23 protein-coding genes are annotated in these 19,379 nt (G+C 39.1%); 18 read left to right on the top strand and 5 right to left on the bottom strand.

What is annotated here, in order from left to right; all coding sequences use genetic code 11:
- From pnuC to rpsQ, 13 genes are all read left to right on the top strand, one after another.
- Positions 1-696: a nicotinamide riboside transporter PnuC gene (gene pnuC / locus E0709_RS01915; protein WP_132299980.1), complete on the top strand. Its 696-nt coding sequence runs from the start codon at positions 1-3 to the stop codon at positions 694-696.
- A 143-nt stretch (positions 697-839) separates the two neighbouring features.
- Positions 840-1,541, top strand: a complete 702-nt coding sequence (locus tag E0709_RS01910) for a GntR family transcriptional regulator (RefSeq protein ID WP_207905209.1) — start codon at positions 840-842, stop codon at positions 1,539-1,541.
- Between the two features lie 385 nt (positions 1,542-1,926).
- On the top strand, positions 1,927-2,238 hold the full coding sequence (gene rpsJ, locus E0709_RS01900) for a 30S ribosomal protein S10 (protein WP_001181005.1): 312 nt from the start codon (positions 1,927-1,929) through the stop codon (positions 2,236-2,238).
- Positions 2,239-2,255: 17 nt separating this feature from the next.
- Positions 2,256-2,882 carry a 50S ribosomal protein L3 gene (gene rplC / locus E0709_RS01895; protein WP_132299978.1) on the top strand — a complete coding sequence of 209 codons (627 nt, stop codon included), beginning with the start codon at positions 2,256-2,258 and terminating at the stop codon, positions 2,880-2,882.
- A gap of 14 nt (positions 2,883-2,896) precedes the next feature.
- On the top strand, positions 2,897-3,499 hold the full coding sequence (rplD, locus tag E0709_RS01890; protein WP_132299976.1) for a 50S ribosomal protein L4: 603 nt from the start codon (positions 2,897-2,899) through the stop codon (positions 3,497-3,499).
- Complete coding sequence (rplW, locus tag E0709_RS01885) at positions 3,496-3,801, top strand: 50S ribosomal protein L23 (RefSeq protein WP_132299974.1); 306 nt, start codon at positions 3,496-3,498, stop codon at positions 3,799-3,801. The genes rplD and rplW overlap by 4 nt, the downstream gene beginning before the upstream one ends.
- 19 nt (positions 3,802-3,820) lie before the next feature.
- A complete protein-coding gene (gene rplB, locus E0709_RS01880; protein WP_132299972.1) occupies positions 3,821-4,642 on the top strand; it encodes a 50S ribosomal protein L2 in 822 nt (273 codons plus the stop codon).
- 25 nt (positions 4,643-4,667) lie between these two features.
- On the top strand, positions 4,668-4,943 hold the full coding sequence (rpsS, locus tag E0709_RS01875; protein WP_005539416.1) for a 30S ribosomal protein S19: 276 nt from the start codon (positions 4,668-4,670) through the stop codon (positions 4,941-4,943).
- Between the two features lie 10 nt (positions 4,944-4,953).
- Positions 4,954-5,286 (top strand): 50S ribosomal protein L22, encoded by a 333-nt coding sequence (rplV, locus tag E0709_RS01870; protein ID WP_050692961.1) that lies wholly within the window; start codon positions 4,954-4,956, stop codon positions 5,284-5,286.
- Positions 5,287-5,302: 16 nt separating this feature from the next.
- Positions 5,303-6,010: a 30S ribosomal protein S3 gene (rpsC, locus tag E0709_RS01865; protein ID WP_132299970.1), complete on the top strand. Its 708-nt coding sequence runs from the start codon at positions 5,303-5,305 to the stop codon at positions 6,008-6,010.
- A gap of 13 nt (positions 6,011-6,023) precedes the next feature.
- Entirely contained in the window at positions 6,024-6,434 is a 411-nt protein-coding gene (rplP, locus tag E0709_RS01860; RefSeq protein WP_132299968.1) for a 50S ribosomal protein L16, read from the top strand.
- Complete coding sequence (gene rpmC / locus E0709_RS01855; protein WP_132299966.1) at positions 6,434-6,625, top strand: 50S ribosomal protein L29; 192 nt, start codon at positions 6,434-6,436, stop codon at positions 6,623-6,625. Before rplP ends, rpmC begins: the two co-directional genes overlap by 1 nt.
- Complete coding sequence (gene rpsQ / locus E0709_RS01850; RefSeq protein ID WP_132299964.1) at positions 6,625-6,882, top strand: 30S ribosomal protein S17; 258 nt, start codon at positions 6,625-6,627, stop codon at positions 6,880-6,882. The genes rpmC and rpsQ overlap by 1 nt, the downstream gene beginning before the upstream one ends.
- Positions 6,883-6,982: 100 nt before the next feature.
- Here the strand turns inward: rpsQ and srmB are convergent, their stop codons facing one another.
- Complete coding sequence (gene srmB / locus E0709_RS01845) at positions 6,983-8,305, bottom strand: ATP-dependent RNA helicase SrmB (RefSeq protein ID WP_132299962.1); 1,323 nt, start codon at positions 8,303-8,305, stop codon at positions 6,983-6,985.
- 72 nt (positions 8,306-8,377) lie between these two features.
- On the opposite strand from srmB, the gene E0709_RS01840 reads away from it, so the two are divergent.
- Entirely contained in the window at positions 8,378-9,088 is a 711-nt protein-coding gene (locus tag E0709_RS01840) for a tRNA1(Val) (adenine(37)-N6)-methyltransferase (protein WP_132299960.1), read from the top strand.
- 28 nt (positions 9,089-9,116) lie between these two features.
- Here the strand turns inward: E0709_RS01840 and E0709_RS01835 are convergent, their stop codons facing one another.
- The 4 genes from E0709_RS01835 to ulaG all read right to left on the bottom strand — a co-directional run bounded on the left by E0709_RS01835 (position 9,117) and on the right by ulaG (position 12,665).
- Entirely contained in the window at positions 9,117-9,836 is a 720-nt protein-coding gene (locus tag E0709_RS01835; RefSeq protein WP_132299958.1) for an L-ribulose-5-phosphate 4-epimerase, read from the bottom strand.
- Positions 9,833-10,693, bottom strand: a complete 861-nt coding sequence (locus tag E0709_RS01830; protein ID WP_132299956.1) for an L-ribulose-5-phosphate 3-epimerase — start codon at positions 10,691-10,693, stop codon at positions 9,833-9,835. The genes E0709_RS01835 and E0709_RS01830 overlap by 4 nt, the downstream gene beginning before the upstream one ends.
- A gap of 33 nt (positions 10,694-10,726) precedes the next feature.
- Positions 10,727-11,479, bottom strand: coding sequence for an HTH-type transcriptional regulator UlaR (gene ulaR, locus E0709_RS01825; protein WP_132299954.1), 753 nt, complete (start codon positions 11,477-11,479; stop codon positions 10,727-10,729).
- Between the two features lie 94 nt (positions 11,480-11,573).
- Positions 11,574-12,665, bottom strand: coding sequence for an L-ascorbate 6-phosphate lactonase (gene ulaG / locus E0709_RS01820; protein ID WP_132299952.1), 1,092 nt, complete (start codon positions 12,663-12,665; stop codon positions 11,574-11,576).
- Positions 12,666-13,089: 424 nt separating this feature from the next.
- Here ulaG and E0709_RS01815 point away from each other — a divergent pair, with 424 nt between their 5' ends.
- The 4 genes from E0709_RS01815 to E0709_RS01800 all read left to right on the top strand — a co-directional run bounded on the left by E0709_RS01815 (position 13,090) and on the right by E0709_RS01800 (position 19,346).
- On the top strand, positions 13,090-14,889 hold the full coding sequence (locus tag E0709_RS01815; RefSeq protein ID WP_132299950.1) for a PTS ascorbate-specific subunit IIBC: 1,800 nt from the start codon (positions 13,090-13,092) through the stop codon (positions 14,887-14,889).
- A gap of 65 nt (positions 14,890-14,954) precedes the next feature.
- The gene (locus E0709_RS01810) at positions 14,955-15,425 is read left to right on the top strand and encodes a PTS sugar transporter subunit IIA (protein ID WP_132299948.1); all 471 of its coding nucleotides are present in this window, start codon (positions 14,955-14,957) and stop codon (positions 15,423-15,425) included.
- A gap of 117 nt (positions 15,426-15,542) precedes the next feature.
- Complete coding sequence (locus E0709_RS01805; RefSeq protein WP_132299946.1) at positions 15,543-16,223, top strand: 3-keto-L-gulonate-6-phosphate decarboxylase UlaD; 681 nt, start codon at positions 15,543-15,545, stop codon at positions 16,221-16,223.
- Between the two features lie 84 nt (positions 16,224-16,307).
- Positions 16,308-19,346 (top strand): glycoside hydrolase family 2 TIM barrel-domain containing protein, encoded by a 3,039-nt coding sequence (locus tag E0709_RS01800; RefSeq protein ID WP_132299944.1) that lies wholly within the window; start codon positions 16,308-16,310, stop codon positions 19,344-19,346.
- Positions 19,347-19,379 lie beyond the last annotated feature (33 nt).

Raw genomic sequence — 19,379 nt, 5'->3', positions numbered from 1 at the left:
ATGAGTAATTTTAAACATTATTTTGATGATTGGAGCTTGAAAGAAAAAGCCTGGCTTGCTTTTGTACTCATTTTTCAAACGATTGCTTGGGTATTTGATAATGAAACTACTTTCATGTTAATTATGACATTAACGAGTTCTCTAAATTTGGTACTGGGTGCAAAAGGAAAAATTGAAGGTTTGTATTTTGCTATCATTTGGAGCGTAATGTATTCAATACAATGTTTTACCATTCCACTTTATGGTGAAATAATGTACAACATTCTTTATAGTATTCCCATCAGTATTGCTTCTATCATTCTTTGGAAAAAGAATATGACATCCGAAGGCGAAGTCAAATTCAGAACGATGACAAAAGCAGGTATTATTCAAATGATACTTATCACTGTTATTGCCGTATGGGGATATGCTGAATTTTTAGAATATCTAGGTGGGGGGTTTGCCTTTATGGATTCTTTAACTACAGTTGTTGCAGTTATTGCCAGTTTTCTCTATATGAAACGCTATTCTGAACAGTGGCTTATGTGGGTTGTCGTCAATGTTCTCGCTGTTGTAATGTGGATAATGATCTTTATTTCTGGCGATTCTTCAGCCTTTCTCATTATAATTATGAATGTTATCAATATGATAAATTCAGTCTATGGTTATTTCAATTGGCGTAAAATTTCGGTAAAAATTCATACAGAAACGCCATAAAGTCCTATCAATACATCTATAACTATAACGCTACCATTAATTTGGTGGCTTTTCATTCCATGTTCATCCTATTACATCAAAAAGCAATAGCACTTTATCATATCAACTGGTACTATATAGTGAACCAAAAGGTAAGGTAAACTATGACGAAATATGAACAAATTATTAACGATATTAAAAATAAAATCACTCGTCGCGAATACACTGAAAACCAAGTTCTGCCATCTGAAAAAGAAATGTGTGAATATTATTCGGTAAGTAGAATTACCGTTAGAAAAGCAGTCAATGATCTCGTTAATGAAGGTATTCTATACAGAGTTGGACGAAAAGGTTGTTTCGTAAAAGAATCTGCTAATACCAAATTATCACATGTTTACAGTTTTACAGATGCTATTCTTAATCAAGGGAAGATTCCAACCAAAAGACAACTTTCTTTTAGTAAAGAAAAAGCAGGTGTAACATACGCAAAATTACTTGGTATTACAGAAGACGAATCTGTTTATGTTATAAAATCTCTTTATTTTGCCAACAATCAACCTTATTGTATTAATACTTCAGTTTTACCCGAGTCACTTTTTCCTAAGCTTGAATATTTTAATTTTAATGATCGCTCTCTATATGACGTGTTAAAACATTTTTATCACCTTCACATAGTGAGAAAAACACAATATATTACCGCAATTAAAGGAACAGAAGATATTGATACGTTGCTTGAGATAAAAAATAGCAATGTTCCATTATTGAGAGTAAAGGCGACCACTTTTTGTATTATTGATGGTGTTGAGAAAGCATTTGAATATTATGATGCCTACCTTACTGACATACTTTATTATTATGTTGAGTAATCTTTAAAATAGGGGGTGCTGACTGAGCCAATCTATCTATTTATTTTCCAGTTTCCCAATCATCTCTAACTGCTGTTAATATCGTCCACTATCATAGGGTGTGTTTAGCCATAACGTTGCTAATGTCAAGGCTCTTTCTTGGAATTATGTTGCACTTGTTTTTGGTTTGCTGTATAATCCACCGCACTTTCAATCCGAAAGCGAAAGTCGTTTAATGTAATCATTTATTAAACGTATCATCACGAGTATCATTGAGAAAGGTGATGAATAAAATGTTCCCGATTTGGGAGCTAAAATAGGTCGGCTGCACTTCCCTTTATTTAAGTTGTACAAAGGTGATGGTGTCAGTTTTTTATTAGCTAAAAATTATTGGAGCTCTGGTCTAATGCAGAACCAAAGAATCCGTATCCGCTTGAAAGCATTTGATCATCGCTTGATCGATCAATCTACGGCGGAGATCGTAGAAACAGCTAAACGTACTGGTGCACAAGTTCGTGGTCCAATTCCTTTACCAACTCGTAAAGAACGTTTTACCGTATTGATTTCACCACACGTTAATAAAGACGCGCGTGATCAATATGAAATCCGTACGCACAAACGTTTAGTTGATATTGTTGAGCCAACAGAAAAAACTGTTGATGCATTGATGCGTTTAGATCTGGCTGCCGGCGTTGACGTGCAGATCAGCCTAGGTTAATTTAAGAGGTTATTACAATGATTGGTTTAGTCGGTCGTAAAGTGGGTATGACTCGTATCTTCAATGAAGATGGCGTTTCTGTACCTGTTACCGTTATCGAAATTGAATCCAACCGTGTGACTCAAGTGAAAACTCTTGAAAACGATGGCTATTCTGCTGTTCAAGTTACTACTGGCTCTAAAAAAGCAAGTCGTGTAACGAAGCCAGAAGCTGGTCATTTCGTGAAAGCAGGTGTTGAAGCTGGTCGCGGTTTATGGGAATTTCGTACTGAAGGTGAAGAATTCACTTTAGGTCAAGAAATTAATGTTGACATCTTTGCAGATGTTAAAAAAGTTGATGTTACTGGTACATCTAAAGGTAAAGGTTTCCAAGGTGGTGTTAAACGTTGGAATTTCCGTACTCAAGATGCAACTCATGGTAACTCTTTATCACATCGTGTGTTGGGTTCTATTGGTCAAAACCAAACCCCAGGTCGTGTGTTTAAAGGTAAAAAAATGGCTGGACACTTAGGGAATGAGCGTGTAACCGTTCAATCACTTGAAGTTGTTCGTGTTGATGCTGAACGTAAATTATTATTAGTGAAAGGCGCTGTGCCTGGTGCAACTAATAGTGATGTTATCGTGAAACCAGCAGTGAAAGCGTAGTCGGGAGAAAGTCGATGGAATTACAAGTTGTCGGTGCGAATGCACTCAGCGTTTCTGAAACTACCTTCGGACGTGAGTTTAATGAAGCGTTAATTCATCAAGTGGTTGTTGCTTATGCAGCAGGTGCTCGTCAAGGATCTCGCGCACAAAAAACTCGTGCTGAAGTGTCTGGTTCAGGTAAAAAACCTTGGCGTCAAAAAGGGACTGGTCGTGCCCGTTCTGGTGATATTAAATCACCAATCTGGCGTTCTGGTGGTGTCACATTTGCGGCAAAACCACAAGATCACAGCCAAAAAGTGAACAAAAAAATGTACCGTGGTGCAATTAAAAGCATTTTATCTGAATTAGTTCGTCAAGACCGTTTGGTTGTGGTGGAAAAATTCGAAATTGATGCACCAAAAACCAAAGTTTTAGTTCAAAAATTAAAAGATTTAGCGTTAACTGACGCATTAATCATTACTGCAAGCCTAGATGAAAATCTGTTCTTAGCCGCTCGCAATCTTTATAAAGTAGATGTGCGTGATGTGCAAGGCATTGATCCTGTGAGCTTAATTGCTTTTGATAAAGTGGTGATCACAGTAGATGCAGTAAAACAAATTGAGGAGATTTTAGCATGATTCCAGTAGAACGTTTGCTAAGTGTGCTGAAAGCACCGCTTATCTCTGAGAAAGCAACAAATAACGCTGAAGGCTCAAACACAGTGGTTTTCAAAGTGGCATTAGATGCTAACAAAGTGGAAATCGCCAGTGCGGTAGCACAACTTTTTGAAGTAAAAGTAGATTCAGTGCGTACTGTGGTGGTGAAAGGTAAAACTAAACGCCGTGGTGCGAAAGTGGGTCGCCGTAGCGACTGGAAAAAAGCTTATGTTACACTTCAAGAAGGCCAATCTTTGGACTTCGCTGAAGGTGCGACAGAGTAATTAGGAGGAGAAATTAGAAATGGCTATCGTTAAATGTAAGCCGACCTCCGCTGGTCGTCGTCACGTTGTTAAAATCGTGAACCCTGAATTACATAAGGGTAAACCTTATGCACCGTTGTTAGATACCAAATCTAAAACAGGTGGTCGTAATAATTTAGGACGTATCACTACTCGTCATATCGGTGGTGGTCATAAACAACATTATCGTTTAGTTGATTTTAAACGTAATAAGTTGGATATTCCAGCGGTTGTTGAGCGTCTTGAATATGATCCAAATCGTTCTGCCAATATTGCATTAGTGCTTTATAAAGACGGTGAACGCCGTTACATCTTAGCACCAAAAGGCTTATCAGTAGGCGATCAAATCCAAGCTGGCGTAAACTCACCAATTAAAGTGGGTAACGCATTACCAATGCGTAATATTCCAGTTGGTTCGACTGTACATAACGTTGAATTAAAACCTGGCAAAGGCGGTCAAATTGCCCGTTCTGCAGGGGCTTATGTACAAATCATCGCACGTGAAGGTAACTACGTGACATTGCGTTTACGTTCTGGCGAAATGCGTAAAGTATTAGCAGAATGTGTCGCCACCATCGGTGAAGTCGGTAACTCTGAACATATGTTGCGTGTACTTGGTAAAGCAGGTGCAAGCCGTTGGAGAGGGATTCGTCCTACCGTTCGTGGTACTGCAATGAACCCAGTAGATCACCCACACGGTGGTGGTGAAGGTCGTAACTTCGGTAAACACCCTGTTACTCCTTGGGGCGTTCAAACCAAAGGTAAGAAAACTCGTCACAACAAACGTACTGATAAATTTATCGTACGTCGTCGTGGCAAATAATTTTATTAACTAAAGAGGATAAGCCATGCCACGTTCTCTCAAGAAAGGTCCTTTCCTTGACCTACACTTGTTGAAGAAGGTAGAGAAGGCGGTGGAAAGCGGGGATAAAAAACCAATTAAAACTTGGTCCCGTCGTTCAATGATCATTCCATCAATGATTGGTTTGACCATCGCAGTCCATAATGGTCGTCAGCACGTTCCTGTTTATGTTTCCGATGAAATGATCGGACATAAATTAGGCGAATTTGCACCGACTCGTACATACCGCGGTCACGCTGCGGATAAGAAAGCTAAGAAGTAAGAGGTAAAAGATGGAAACTATCGCAAAACATCGTTACGCTCGCACTTCAGCTCAAAAAGCTCGCTTAGTTGCGGATTTAATCCGTGGTAAAAAAGTGGCGCAAGCTCTTGAGATCTTAACTTACACTAACAAAAAAGCTGCGGCTTTAGTGAAGAAAGTGCTTGAGTCTGCCATTGCTAACGCCGAGCATAATGACGGTGCAGATATCGATGATCTTAAAGTCGCTAAGATTTTTGTAGATGAAGGTCCTAGCATGAAACGTGTTATGCCACGTGCTAAAGGTCGTGCAGATCGTATTTTAAAACGTACAAGCCACATCACTGTGGTTGTGTCAGATCGTTAATCGTAGAGGAATAACAATGGGTCAAAAAGTTCATCCACATGGTATTCGCCTAGGTATTGTTAAGCCTTGGAGCTCTACTTGGTTTGCGAATACACAAGACTTCGCCGATAATTTAGAAGGCGATTTCAACGTACGTAAATTCTTGAATAAAGAATTAGCGAGTGCTTCAGTATCACGCATCACTATTGAGCGTCCTGCAAAAAGCATTCGTGTTACTATTCACACAGCTCGCCCGGGTATCGTTATCGGTAAAAAAGGCGAAGATGTTGAAAAATTACGCAACGCAGTAGCGAAAATCGCTGGCGTACCTGCTCAAATCAACATTGCTGAAGTGAAAAAACCTGAATTAGATGCAAAATTAGTTGCAGACAGCATTGCTTCTCAATTAGAACGCCGTGTAATGTTCCGCCGTGCAATGAAACGTGCAGTACAAAACGCCATGCGTTTAGGTGCTAAAGGTATCAAAGTTGAAGTAAGCGGTCGTTTAGGTGGTGCAGAAATTGCACGCTCAGAATGGTATCGTGAAGGTCGTGTGCCATTACATACACTGCGTGCGGACATCGATTATAACACTGCAGAAGCACATACCACTTACGGCGTCATCGGCGTAAAAGTATGGATCTTCAAAGGTGAAATTTTAGGTGGAATGGCTGCAATTGCACAACAACCAGAACAACAACCTGCCCAGCCGAAAAAGGCACCACGTGGCAAAGGTCGTAAGTAAGGAGAACTGTTAAATGTTGCAACCAAAACGTACAAAATTCCGTAAAGTCCACAAAGGACGTAACCGTGGTTTAGCCAACGGTACTGAAGTCAGCTTCGGTACATTCGGCTTAAAAGCGGTGGGTCGTGGACGTTTAACCGCCCGCCAAATCGAAGCGGCACGTCGTGCCATGACGCGTGCGGTAAAACGTCAAGGTAAAATCTGGATTCGAGTATTTCCTGACAAACCAATTACTGAAAAACCATTAGAAGTTCGTATGGGTAAAGGTAAAGGTAACGTGGAATACTGGGTAGCGCTTATCCAACCAGGTAAAGTACTTTATGAAATGGACGGAGTTTCCGAAGAAATCGCTCGTAATGCCTTCGCATTAGCAGCGGCGAAACTTCCAATTAAAACAACGTTCGTAATTAAGACGGTGATGTAATGAAAGCTCAAGAACTTAGAAACAAAAGCGTTGAAGAGCTGAATGCGGAATTAGTGAACCTTTTAGGTGAACAATTCAAATTGCGTATGCAATCCGCCACCGGTCAGCTTCAACAAACCCATCAGTTAAAACAAGTGCGTCGCTCGATTGCACAAGTAAAAACTGTATTAACCGAAAAGGCGGGTGAGTAATGACTGATAAAATTCGTACTGTTCAAGGTCGTGTAATTAGCGATAAAATGGATAAATCTTTCACGATCGCCATTGAGCGTCGTGTAAAACACCCATTATTGGGTAAATTTATCCGCCGTACCACAAAATTACACGTTCACGATGAAAACAACGAAGCCAAAATTGGTGATACGGTTGAGATCAAAGAATCTCGCCCTATCTCAAAAACCAAATCTTGGACATTAGTTCGTGTCGTTGAAAAAGCTGTTGTAGCTTAATCTGCGGTAATTAATATAAATAAAAAAGCTCCGCACCATTGTGCTGAGCTTTTTCGTTTGACAATTCACTTAAAACAATTCTTACCAAACAATTTGTCTATTAAGCCAATATTACCCCACTCGGCTTCCTCCGTTTCCCAATATTTTTCGTGTCTTTATGACGTACTTTGACTTTTTTCTTTTGCTCGTCTTTTTTCTTTTCTTCCCGTTTAGCTTTAATCCGTGCCTTGGCTTTTTTGCTGACAGATTTTACTTCACCGTCTTTAGGGGCTTTAGTACGAGGTTCTAACCCCTCAATAATTCTTGGTTTAAGTAATTCTTCGGTATAGCGTTTAATTTTGCCTAACAAGCCGTAATCATGAGCTTCCACAAAGGACACGGCAGTGCCTTTTTTACCTGCTCGAGCAGTGCGACCGATGCGATGTAAATAAGTATCTGCACTATAAGGTAAATCAAAATTCATAATGTGACTGACATCATCAATATCAATACCACGAGCGGCTACGTCAGTTGCCACTAACACGGTAACAATGCCATTTTTTAGCTTATCAATGGCATTATTACGTTGGGTTTGAGCCATTTCACCCTCTAAATAGGTGCTACGAATATTCCGTTTACGCAAGGTTTCTGATAACTCACGCACATCTTCACGACGACGCACAAACACAATGCCACGACTGACTTGTTCATTTTCAATAAAACGAGCAAGCAATTTGGTTTTATGTTCAACATTATCGGCATGATAATACCATTGATTAATTTTTTTGCGTTCACGACGGCTTGGTTCTGCATCAATTTGCAATGGATCTTGTAATAAACGTTCGGCAAAATCCGTCAGCAATTCGCCCTCAAGGGTAGCGGAAAATAACATTGTTTGTTCACGCCAACGGGTTTCGGCGGCAATTTTCTCCGCATCTTGCCCAAAGCCCATTTGTAACATGCGATCTGCTTCATCAAAAATCAAAATTTCTACTGAACGACAATCAAAATTTTCTTCTTTGATATACTGTAATAGTCGCCCAGGGGTTGCTACCACTAAATCTTGGTTTTTATTAAACACTTCACCGTGGTTTTGATATGCCACGCCCCCTGTAATAGTCGCAATGCTCAAATGGGTAAATTGAGCTAATTCCTCCGCTTGCTCTGCTACTTGCATTGCCAGCTCGCGAGTGGGAGTTAACACTAAAATACGTGGTGGACCAGGTTGGCGGCGTGGATTGTCTAATAAATGCTGAATAGCGGGCAGTAAAAATGCCACGGTTTTACCCGTGCCTGTCGGGGCAGAACCTAATATATCACGCAATTCCATGGCAGCAGGTATGGTTTCCTGTTGAATGGTCGTGGGGCGAGTGTAACCTTTTTTCGCAATGGCTTTCAGCAACATTGGCGACAGGTCAAATTCATCAAAAGTCGATAGCGACATAATATTCTCTAATTTCAGTTAATGTAAAAATTATGCTAAATTATACCGCACTTTCGTTCAATAAGGGGATTTATGTCAGGGTTTTGCTTTAAACAATTTCGTATTCAACACGACAAATGTGCCATGAAAGTGGGAACAGACGGCATTTTACTAGGAGCTTGGGCAGATATTCATCATGCGAAACGAATTTGCGATCTGGGAACAGGAACAGGTTTAATTGCTTTAATGCTAGCACAACGTACTGATCATAATACGCAAATTGTCGGTATAGAAATCGATCCAAGTGCAGCGGAACAAGCTAGAGAAAATGTTAAGCAATCAAAATGGCAACATAAAATTCAGATTATTCAACAAGATATTATAGAATTTACACAAAACTGCGGTGAAAAAAAGCAATGTTTTGATTTAATTGTAGCAAATCCCCCTTATTTTGCACAAGGCATTGATTGCCGAAATGTACAACGCAATGTCGCTCGTTATACTCAACAATATGATCATTTAGCTTGGTTAATGGCGGCTAATCAATGTTTGAGTGAACAAGGTAAAATTCAATTTATTTTACCTGTCGAGCAAGCAGAAAATTTAATAGAAAGCACCGCACTTTTTTGCAACCAGCGTTGTGAAATCACGCCTAAGCAAGGCAAAGTTCCACATAGAATGTTACTTTCTTTTGAACGCATGGAAAAAGAGAAAAAAGTGAGCCAACTCATGATTTATGATCAAAATAATCAATATACCTATGAATTTGTTGAATTGACGAGAGAATTTTATTTGAAAATGTAAGGGGACGTTTATCCATCCCCCTAAATCATTATTGACCGTAGTAGGCATTGGCGCCATGTTTACGCAAATAATGTTTATCCAACAATTCTTGTTGCATAGAGTTAATTTGTGGGCGGATTTGGTGACTGATAAAGTTCATATAGGCGACTTCTTCTAATACCACGGAATTATGTACAGCATCATGTCCGTCTTTGCCCCAAGTGAAAGGTCCATGAGAATGGACTAACACACCCGGTACCGCTTTTGGTTCAATACCACGTTTGCGGAACGTTTCCACGATTACTTTACCCGTTTCAAGCTCGTATTCCCCTTGAATTTCAGCTGGTGTCATACGACGTGTGCAAGGCACTGAACCATAGAAATAGTCACCTTGGGTGGTGCCTAAGGCTAAAATATCTTCACCAGCTTGCGCCCAACCCACAGCATGGCGTGAGTGAGTATGCACTACCCCACCAATGTCTTTAAATTCACGATAAAGTTCCAAGTGAGTTGCTGTATCGGATGACGGTTTTTTGTCACCATAAACACGATTGCCTTGTAAGTCCACGATCACAATATCTTCCACTGTCATGGCATCGTATTCTACCCCAGATGGCTTAATCGCCACTAAGCCGGAAGCGCGGTCTATTTCACTCACATTGCCCCAAGTGAACGTAACCAAGCCATATTTAGGTAATTCCAAATTTGCTTTCAATACACGCTCTCTTAGTGCTTGTAATTCAGGTGTTAATTCGGTTAATTTGGTCATAGTGTAAAGCCTCCTTCTTGCATTTTTTGTTCAATCCAACGGCGAGCATTGATAATCTCGGCAATTGGTTCATCTGATTTTTCGGTCCACATTTCAATTAAGAATGCACCACGATAATTTAATTCATTTAAAATTCTAAAACAGTTAACAAAGTCCACGCAACCATCACCAAATGGTACATCACGGAATTGACCTTTACAGGTTTCAGTGACTTTGTAGGTATCTTTTAAATGGATTTTAGAAATCTTATCAATGCCTAATCGCAGTTCTTGTTCCACATTGTCATTCCAAGCGGTTAAGTTACCTAAGTCTGGATACACGGTAAACCATGGGTTTTTGATAATATCGTCCCATTTTTTCCAACGTGAAATCGAACTCATAAATTGAGTATCCATAATTTCCACTGCAATGGTGACTTCATTACTTGCCGCTAATTCCACCGCCCATTTTAAACCTTCTTCAAATAAGCGTAGGGTTTCTTCGTCTTGCTCTTCGTAATAAACATCATAGCCCGCTAATTGAATGGTTCGCACGCCAATATCCACGGATAATTGAATAGCTTTCTGCATAATTTCATAAGCTTTTTGGCGAATTGCTGGATCTTTACTACCAAATGGAAAGCGGCGATGACCTGAAAGGCACATAGATGGAATCGTCACACCTGTGTTAATAATCGCTTTTACCAACTGGATTCGTTCTTTTTTGCTCCAATCCAAGCGAGCAAGACGTTCGTCTGTTTCATCAATGGAGATTTCCACAAAATCAAAACCTGTCGCTTTAGCAATGGAAAGTCTGTCTTGCCAGCTAATGTTTTTCGGTAAGGCTTTTTCGTAAATACCAAGTTTATGTTTTCGCATAACGTTTTCCTTCTATAAGCATGCCTAAGGCGGTTAAGCCAGAATAATTTTTAAACCTTTATCTCTCAATTTTTGAATAATCTCAGGATCCGCTTCTTGTCCGGTAATTAAAGTGTCAATGTCATTAATTCGGGTAAATAACATACCGGCTTTATTATCTAATTTAGAACTATCTAATAATACGACATATCGATCAGCTTTAGCTGCCATTTGTTTTTCTGAATTGGCAATAATCATATCCGTTTTAAATAAGCCTTCTTCAGTAAGTCCTCGTCCACTGGTAAACATAATATTAGCGGCGTAGTAATGACTGTAATCAGAACTATTAAAAGAGAGGGTAATATCTTTTTCTGCATTATACTGCCCTCCCATAATACATAAATCACTATGTTTGTGCTTAATTAAATAATTTGCCAATGACATATAATTGGTTAAAATTTGTATATCTCGCCCACATAATTGCTGTCCTAGCATCATCATGGTTGTGCCACAAGTAATAAAAACGCTTTGCCCTGCTTTACATATATCAGTAGCCGCTAGCGCAATACGTTGTTTCTCATCATTATGCGTGGTATCAACTAATTCTGGATTGTGAACTATTGTATAATGCAAATGTTCTACCCCGTTACGCACTTTCTTGAGAAGTCCTAATTCATTTAATTTATTAATATCTCGACGAACAGTAGCAGGAGAAACTTTTAGTTGTTCTATTATCGTTTGTGTAGAAAGTGCTTTTTGTTTATTGAGTAAAGCTAATAATTGTCTATGTCTATAATTTTCGTTCATTGTTCTTCCTGAAAAATAAGCTTTAATCAATAATTCACTTTCTAACCGCACTTTGAAAAATCCAATAAGGCGGTCAGAAAGTGGTTTTTATATATTAAAGCATTGATTTAAACTGAATATTTGGTTCTTGTTCAAAACAATCATCAAAACCACGTGGGTGATGATATTCAATTAAGTCTTTATCACGAGGATAAACATATTTGCCACCCACTTCCCAAATGAATGGGTGGAATTTGTATTGTAAACGATCTTTACGCATACGCCATAAATCAATGATTTCTTGCGTACTTGCCATAAAGTTGGTCCAAATATCGTGGTGAACAGGGATGATCACGTTGGTACGTAAACATTCCGCCATACGGAGTAAATCGATAGATGTCATCTTATCGGCAATACCTACTGGGTTTTCACCATAATTATTTAATGCCACATCAATGTCAAATTGTTTACCATGTTTGGCAAATTGAATAGAATAGTGTGAATCAGCACCATGATAAATATTACCACCCGGTGTTTTAAACACATAATTCACCGCTTTACGCCCCATTTCTTCATCTGACGGGCAAAGACCGGCTAATTCTCCACCTTGTTCTTCAGCACCTTCAACAGGTAAAGTGACTAAACAAGTACGGTCAAAAGAATCTAATGCGTGGATCTCAACATCTTTTAATTTTACCACATCTCCCGGTTTAACGGTAATTAAACGATCTTCTGGTACCCCCCATTTTTTCCATAATTCAGTACAATGCCAAGGACCAACGAATTTAACATGATCTAATTTTGGATTGTTGATGATGGCTGCCGCCACGTTTACATCAATATGGTCACTGTGATAGTGAGAAGCTAAGATAAAGTCTACTTCATTGATCGCAAATGGATCTAATACCATTGGTTGTGCACGTAAGTTCGGTTGTAATTTACGCACACCCGCCATATTCGCCATTTGGTGACCACGTACCATATCTTTGACTTTTTTGGTACTTTTACCACGGCTACACCATAAATCCATACAAATATTTGCACCGGCTGGAGTTTTAATCCAGACCCCCACGCAACCTAACCACCACATAGCGAAGTTACCTTCCGGTACGACTTCTTGTTCAATTTCTTCGTTTAGCCATGTTCCCCATTCTGGAAAAGTAGAAAGAATCCAACTTTCACGACTGATTTCTTGAATTTTACTCATTGCAAGCTCCTTAAAAGCGTAATTAAATAATCAAAAACAATCATAACCAATCATACGAATTTGTAAAATAGTTTTTCTTTTTTTTGTGATCTAGCTCACCTTTTTTCTACTATTTTTTATCAACTCCGCCTAAAACAAAGGGAAAATAAGCAGAAATTTAACAAAATTTAAACAAACAAAAGCTATTCTTACTTTTTTAGTCAAAAAGGTTAAAAAATCATCAACGCAATAAGTTTTTGCAAAAATTTTGTGATCTCGCTCACAAATAATCAAAAATAATCTTTTATAACTTGCATTTTAGGATTATGATTCTGTCGTTCGCACTATTTTAACGGATGTATTGTATAAAATAGTGGTACTCACCAGCTCAAGCTCAAATTGAGCCAATGCAATAATAATTTTATTCTACTGCGGAGAATTATATATGGACACTCTCTACGACCTATTTTTAGGTTTTAACGCTCAAGTGTTATCCAAAGCACCTTTTCTACTCGGGATCGTCGCTTGCTTGGGTTACATCTTACTAAAAAAAGATACTACGACGGTTATAAAAGGGACGATTAAAACTATCGTCGGTTTCTTAATGGTACAACAAGGTTCTGGTTTCTTAACTTCCAGTTTTAAACCTATCATTGACAAACTTTCCGAATTTCACCATTTAACGGGTGCAGTTATTGACCCTTATACCAGTATGCAATCTACCATCCAAACTATGGGTGAAAATTACGGTTGGGTCGGTTATGCCGTATTACTTGCATTAGCCTTAAATATCCTGTTAGTGGTATTGAGACGTGTCACCGGTATTCGTACCATTATGTTAACCGGTCATATCATGTTCCAACAAGCTGGCTTAGTGGCCGTATTCTACATGATTATCGGCGCCTCTATGTGGGAAACCGTGATTTATACGGCGGTCTTAATGGCACTCTATTGGGGTATTTCCTCTAACATCATGTATAAACCAACCCAAGCTGTTACTGGCGGTGCAGGTTTCTCCATTGGTCACCAACAACAAATTGCCTCTTGGGTAGCGGTTCAATTAGCACCAAAATTAGGTGATCCAAAAGATACCGTCGATAATATGAAATTACCAAAATGGTTACATATTTTCCATGATAGTATTTCTGCCACTGCATTAGTCATGACGGTGTTCTTTGGTATTATCTTACTTTCTTTCGGTTTAGATAATTTACAAAGTATGGCGGGCAAAACACACTGGATTATGTACATTATCGAAACTGGTATGAAATTTGCGGTAGCCATTCAAATTATCGTGGTCGGTGTCCGTATGTTCGTAGCAGAACTTTCCGAAGCATTTAAAGGTATCTCCGAACGTGTGATTCCAAATTCTGTATTAGCCATTGACTGTGCGGCAATTTATGCTTACTCACCAAATGCCATGGTATTCGGTTTCATGTGGGGTGCTATCGGTCAGTTTATTGCGGTCGGTTTATTGCTTGCGTTCGGTGATAACTTCGGGGTCGAAGTATTAATTATCCCGGGCTTTATCCCAATGTTCTTCTCTAATGCGACCGTCGGTGTGTTTGCAAATAAATTCGGCGGTTGGAAAGCGGTTATCAAAATCTGTTTAGTGATGGGTATGATTGAAGTGCTTGGCTCTGCTTGGGTGATTCAATTATTAAAATCACAAGGTACTGAGTTCAACGGTTGGATGGGTATGGCAGACTGGGCGTTATTCTGGCCACCAGTATTACAAGGTATTGTTAGTATTCCATTCTTCTTCTTTATTGTCTTAGCCCTTTGCTTAGTGTATATGTTCTTCGCATCACGTAAATTACGTGCAGATGAAGCTGCTGCCAAAGCTGCTGGCAAAACCCTTGAACAAATGGACGGTTATGGTGTCGAAGAAGAAACTGTCGCAGAACCTGTCACAACAACCACAACAACACAAGCCGGTGCAGATACTAAAGCTATTCGTATCTTAGCGGTATGTGGTTCTGGTCAAGGTTCATCCATGATGATGAAAATGAAAATTAAACAATACTTAGACAAACGAGGTATTCCAAATGTAATGGATTCTTGTGCCGTCACAGATTACAAAGGTAAATTGTCTGGTATCGACATTATTGTTTCATCTAAACACCTTGCTGGTGAAATTAATGGCGGAGACAATGTATCTGTACTTGGCGTACAAAACATGTTAAACCCAAATACGTTCGGTGATGAATTAGTTGAATTAATCAATAAACACGTCGGTAAATAAGTGTTACGTCCCTCGACTTATTAGCCGAGGGATCCCATGTTTAAATGTTCAAAGAAGGAAATGTTATGTTAAAAGAATCTCTCATTGCCAACCATTCCATTAAGTTAAATCAAACTGCAAATAACTGGGAAGAAGCGGTGAAAATCGGTACTGACTTGTTAGTTGCATCTGGTGCTATTGAGCCACGTTACTATGACAATATTATTGCCAAAGTGAAAGAAATGGGACCTTACATCATTCTTTCCCCGGGTCTTGCGATGCCACATGCTCGCCCGGAAGAGGGGGTCATTAAAACCGCATTTGCATTAGTCACCTTAACCACACCAGTGGTATTTGATGGTGAAGATGAACCGGTCAGCGTGCTAATTACCCTCGCAGGTAGCGATTCCGATCAACATATGCAAGGTATTATGGAAATCACCCAAGTACTAGAAGATGAAGATCCTAATAGCGAAACAGGGGTAGATTTACAAAAATTACTTCGTTGTAAAACCGCAGATGAAGTGATTGCTGTAATTGATGCCGCGTTGAATTAACAATATTCAATGTAGGGGCGTATTGCATACGCCCAAAAACTAAAAACGATGTACAGGGCGTATGCAATACGCCCCTACAATAATTTAAATAATTAACAAATTTGAAAGGAAAAAATTATGTCTAAACCATTATTACAAATCGCTCTTGACTCATTAAGCCTCGAAAAAGCTGTAGCGGATGCCAAACAAGCGGAAAGCGTGGTTGAAATCATTGAAGTAGGTACTATTCTTGCTTGTGCTGAAGGCATGAAAGCAGTGAGTACTTTGCGCGCATTACACCCAAATCACATTATTGTGTGTGATTTAAAAACCACTGACGGTGGTGCAATCTTAGCGAAAATGGCATTTGAAGCCGGTGCTGACTGGTTAACCGTATCCGCTGCTGCTCACCCAGCTACTAAAGCGGCGTGTAAAAAAGTCGCTGACGATTTCAATGCTGCTCACCCTGAATTAAAAGTGAAAAAAGAAATCCAAATTGAAATCTACGGTAACTGGTCAGTAGAAAAAGATGCCAAAGAATGGGTGGAATTAGGGGTAAAACAAGCCATTTATCACCGTTCTCGTGATGCCGAATTAGCCGGTAAAGGTTGGACAGACGAAGATGTAAGCTTGATGAAACAACTTTCAGCGTTAGGTCTTGAACTTTCTATCACCGGCGGTATCGTGCCAGAACAAATTCACCTATTCAAAGAAATCAAAAATGCCAAAGCCTTTATTGCGGGTCGAGCATTAGTGGGCGAAAAAGGTAAACAAACCGCCGAAGCGATTCGTGCTGAAATTGACAAATATTGGGTATAATCGGCTTTCTCATGCCAATAAATTGATTATATAATAAGGGGGTTAAATCTCCCCTTATTTTTGTCCTCAAACAAGGAATTGGCTATGCTACCGAATTATTATCAAGATCCGCAAATTCTCCATATCAATACCACGCCCCATCACGCCTATTTTATCCCCTATGAAAATCCCCAAAGTGCGGTGGAAAATAGTCAAAAAAATAGCAGAGAACATTCTCTTTTTTTCACCTCACTTAATGGCGACTGGGATTTTGCCTATTTTGCTTCTTATCATGATCTTCCTGAAAATTTCTTACAATATCCTTTTGAACAACATATTCCGGTGCCGTCTAACTGGCAAAATCATGGTTTTGACCAACATCATTACACCAATGTAAATTACCCTTTTCCCTTTGATCCGCCTTTTGTGCCGCAACAAAATCCCTGTGGACTTTATCATCGTTGTATCGAATTAAATAAGCGTTCGCATAAACGTTATTTGATCAATTTTGAAGGAGTGGATAGTTGTTTATTTTTATATGTTAATCAAAAATTTGTTGGTTATTCCCAAGTTAGCCATGCTACTGCAGAATTTGATCTTACCGATTATTTGCAACAAGGCGAAAATCAATTACATATGTTGGTATTGAAATGGTGTGACGGTAGCTATCTAGAAGATCAAGATAAATTCCGTATGTCCGGGATTTTCCGAGATGTTTATTTACTTGAACGAGAACAAAATTATTTACAAGATTTTTTTATCCGCACGACATTCACCGATAATTTACAAACTGCGGTGCTAAATGTAGCATTTTCTTTCCGCCAAGAACCGGTTGAAATTTCATGGCAACTCTTTGATCCACAAGGTAATTTAATCATCAGTTCGGTCGCCAAACAACAGTTACAATATCAACTTGAACAAGTGCAATTATGGAATGCGGAATCACCGCAGCTTTATTGTTTATTGCTAAACACAGGACAAGAAACGATTTGTCAAAGAATTGGTTTTCGTCATATTGAAGTTAAAAATGGTGTATTGTTATTTAACCAACAAGCGATTAAATTTAAAGGCGTAAATCGTCACGATAGCGATCCCAAAACAGGTTACGCCATTAATATGGAACAAGCCATCACTGATTTAACCTTAATGAAACAGCATAATATTAATGCCATTCGTACCGCACATTATCCCAATAGTCCATGGTTTGCGGAACTCTGTGATCAATTTGGATTTTATCTCATCAGTGAAAGTGATATAGAAAGCCATGGCACCAATGCGGTGTATGTAGCACAGCCGGAAAAAAGTATTTTACTTGGGGCAAAAATTACCCAAGATGCGGATAAAGTTCGTCAGCAAACCATTGATAATTACTGTTATATGGCTCGCTCCCCAGCATGGCAAAAGGCCATTTTAGACCGCACGTTGGCACATATTGAGCGTGACAAAAACCGCACCTCGATCTTAATTTGGTCATTAGGCAACGAATCCGGCTATGGCGAAAATTTTGAACAAGCGGCAAGTTGGATAAAATCTCGTGATCCAAGTCGTTTAGTTCATTATGAAAATGCGATTTTCCAACATTCCACACACCAAAATGACTGGTCAAATTTGGATTTTCACAGTGAAATGTACACATCCACAGCAGACATTGCTCACTATTGTCGTCAACCTCAAACTCGCCCTTATTTACTTTGTGAATATAGTCATGCTATGGGTAATTCTTGTGGTGATTTGGAAGATTACTGGCAAGTTTTTCAGTATCATGCCTATGCCGCAGGTGGTTTTATCTGGGAATGGTGTGATCATGCACCTTACCTTGCTAACGGACATTTTGGCTATGGTGGTGATTTTGGTGATAACCCTAATGACGGTAATTTTTGTGTGGATGGGCTGGTTTCGCCTGATCGTAAACCGCATAGTAGTTTGCTTGAACTTAAAAATGTTAACCGCCCGATAAGAGCTACGATTAAGCAGGGGAAAATTTTTCTGACCAATTATTTGGATTTTTCTAATTTACAAGATTTCGCTGAAATTCAAATTAAATTAAGTGAGAATGGTCAGATGATTGCAGAGAAATGGATAACCGAGATAAATCTTGAACCTCATCAAGAAACGCAATTACCCTTTGATTTACCCGCCGATAATGGTCATGTTTGGACGCTAGAATTACGTTATTATCAGAAAAAAGCCACCGCTTTGATCGCACAACATCATGAATTAGGATTCGACCAAATTAATCTATTTCCAGCAAATTCTTTCCAATTACCAAAGCCCCCAAGAGAAAATACACCGTGGAATTATACCGAAACCGGTAATCTTATTGAAATTAAAGGGGAAAATCTTGTTTATCAGTTTGATAAATGCAAAGGAATCATTAGTCAAATTTTCCAACATAATGAACCTTTATTACGCCAACCCTTAGATTTTAATATTTGGCGAGCCTGCTTAGATAATGACAGTTTAATCAAAGAATACTGGATTGCCGCAGGTTTTAACCGAGCGGAAACTCGGGCTTATGATATTGCACTTGAAAAAACAAATCATGCTATTGAAATCCGTGCCAAATGTGGTTTGGTCGCAACTAGCCAAGCGAGAATTTTAACCCTTACGGTCATTTATCATTTTTCTGAGACAGGATTAACCATTAAAATTCACAGCGAAAAAGCAAAACATTTACCATTTCTGCCACGTTTTGGTCTGCGTTTATTCCTACCACCACAGTTTGATCAGACCAGCTATTTTGGTTATGGTAATGATTCTGAGCTCTCGGAAAGTTATCTTGATAAACATCATGCCAGTTGGTTAGCAATTCATCAAAGCAAGCTCAATCAAACGGTAGATTACCTGAAACCACAAGAATATGGTAGCCATTACGGTTGCCACTGGTTAAAAGTGCGGTCAAAAAATCACGAATTTTGGGTAACCAGCAATGAGCCATTTAGTTTCAATTTTTCGCCGTTTAGCCAAGAACAGCTTAATTCGGTTAAACACAATTATCAACTGGTGCCAGAAAACAGATCTATTTTATGTGTGGATTATAAAATGAGTGGTATCGGTTCAAATTCTTGCGGTCCAAGTTTAAACACTCAATATCAGTTAGCTGAAACAGAATGGGATTGTGAATTTGAATTCAGATTTGTCTAGGGTAACATAAAAAAGAAGGGGAAATATGATCAA

The sequence above is a fragment of the Lonepinella koalarum genome, assembly GCF_004565475.1.
Taxonomy (GTDB): Bacteria; Pseudomonadota; Gammaproteobacteria; order Enterobacterales; family Pasteurellaceae; genus Lonepinella; species Lonepinella koalarum.
The sequence above is the reverse complement of the archived record's forward strand: the minus strand, read 5'-3'. Positions and strand labels throughout refer to the sequence as shown.

Bases quoted from the DNA above. Each gene is read 5' to 3' on its own strand.
- pnuC (WP_132299980.1), top strand. From the start codon at position 1: ATGAGTAATTTTAAACATTATTTTGATGATTGGAGCTTGAAAGAAAAA.
- E0709_RS01910 (WP_207905209.1), top strand. From the start codon at position 840: ATGACGAAATATGAACAAATTATTAACGATATTAAAAATAAAATCACT.
- rpsJ (WP_001181005.1), top strand. From the start codon at position 1,927: ATGCAGAACCAAAGAATCCGTATCCGCTTGAAAGCATTTGATCATCGC.
- rplC (WP_132299978.1), top strand. From the start codon at position 2,256: ATGATTGGTTTAGTCGGTCGTAAAGTGGGTATGACTCGTATCTTCAAT.
- rplD (WP_132299976.1), top strand. From the start codon at position 2,897: ATGGAATTACAAGTTGTCGGTGCGAATGCACTCAGCGTTTCTGAAACT.
- rplW (WP_132299974.1), top strand. From the start codon at position 3,496: ATGATTCCAGTAGAACGTTTGCTAAGTGTGCTGAAAGCACCGCTTATC.
- rplB (WP_132299972.1), top strand. From the start codon at position 3,821: ATGGCTATCGTTAAATGTAAGCCGACCTCCGCTGGTCGTCGTCACGTT.
- rpsS (WP_005539416.1), top strand. From the start codon at position 4,668: ATGCCACGTTCTCTCAAGAAAGGTCCTTTCCTTGACCTACACTTGTTG.
- rplV (WP_050692961.1), top strand. From the start codon at position 4,954: ATGGAAACTATCGCAAAACATCGTTACGCTCGCACTTCAGCTCAAAAA.
- rpsC (WP_132299970.1), top strand. From the start codon at position 5,303: ATGGGTCAAAAAGTTCATCCACATGGTATTCGCCTAGGTATTGTTAAG.
- rplP (WP_132299968.1), top strand. From the start codon at position 6,024: ATGTTGCAACCAAAACGTACAAAATTCCGTAAAGTCCACAAAGGACGT.
- rpmC (WP_132299966.1), top strand. From the start codon at position 6,434: ATGAAAGCTCAAGAACTTAGAAACAAAAGCGTTGAAGAGCTGAATGCG.
- rpsQ (WP_132299964.1), top strand. From the start codon at position 6,625: ATGACTGATAAAATTCGTACTGTTCAAGGTCGTGTAATTAGCGATAAA.
- srmB (WP_132299962.1), bottom strand. From the start codon at position 8,305: ATGTCGCTATCGACTTTTGATGAATTTGACCTGTCGCCAATGTTGCTG.
- E0709_RS01840 (WP_132299960.1), top strand. From the start codon at position 8,378: ATGTCAGGGTTTTGCTTTAAACAATTTCGTATTCAACACGACAAATGT.
- E0709_RS01835 (WP_132299958.1), bottom strand. From the start codon at position 9,836: ATGACCAAATTAACCGAATTAACACCTGAATTACAAGCACTAAGAGAG.
- E0709_RS01830 (WP_132299956.1), bottom strand. From the start codon at position 10,693: ATGCGAAAACATAAACTTGGTATTTACGAAAAAGCCTTACCGAAAAAC.
- ulaR (WP_132299954.1), bottom strand. From the start codon at position 11,479: ATGAACGAAAATTATAGACATAGACAATTATTAGCTTTACTCAATAAA.
- ulaG (WP_132299952.1), bottom strand. From the start codon at position 12,665: ATGAGTAAAATTCAAGAAATCAGTCGTGAAAGTTGGATTCTTTCTACT.
- E0709_RS01815 (WP_132299950.1), top strand. From the start codon at position 13,090: ATGGACACTCTCTACGACCTATTTTTAGGTTTTAACGCTCAAGTGTTA.
- E0709_RS01810 (WP_132299948.1), top strand. From the start codon at position 14,955: ATGTTAAAAGAATCTCTCATTGCCAACCATTCCATTAAGTTAAATCAA.
- E0709_RS01805 (WP_132299946.1), top strand. From the start codon at position 15,543: ATGTCTAAACCATTATTACAAATCGCTCTTGACTCATTAAGCCTCGAA.
- E0709_RS01800 (WP_132299944.1), top strand. From the start codon at position 16,308: ATGCTACCGAATTATTATCAAGATCCGCAAATTCTCCATATCAATACC.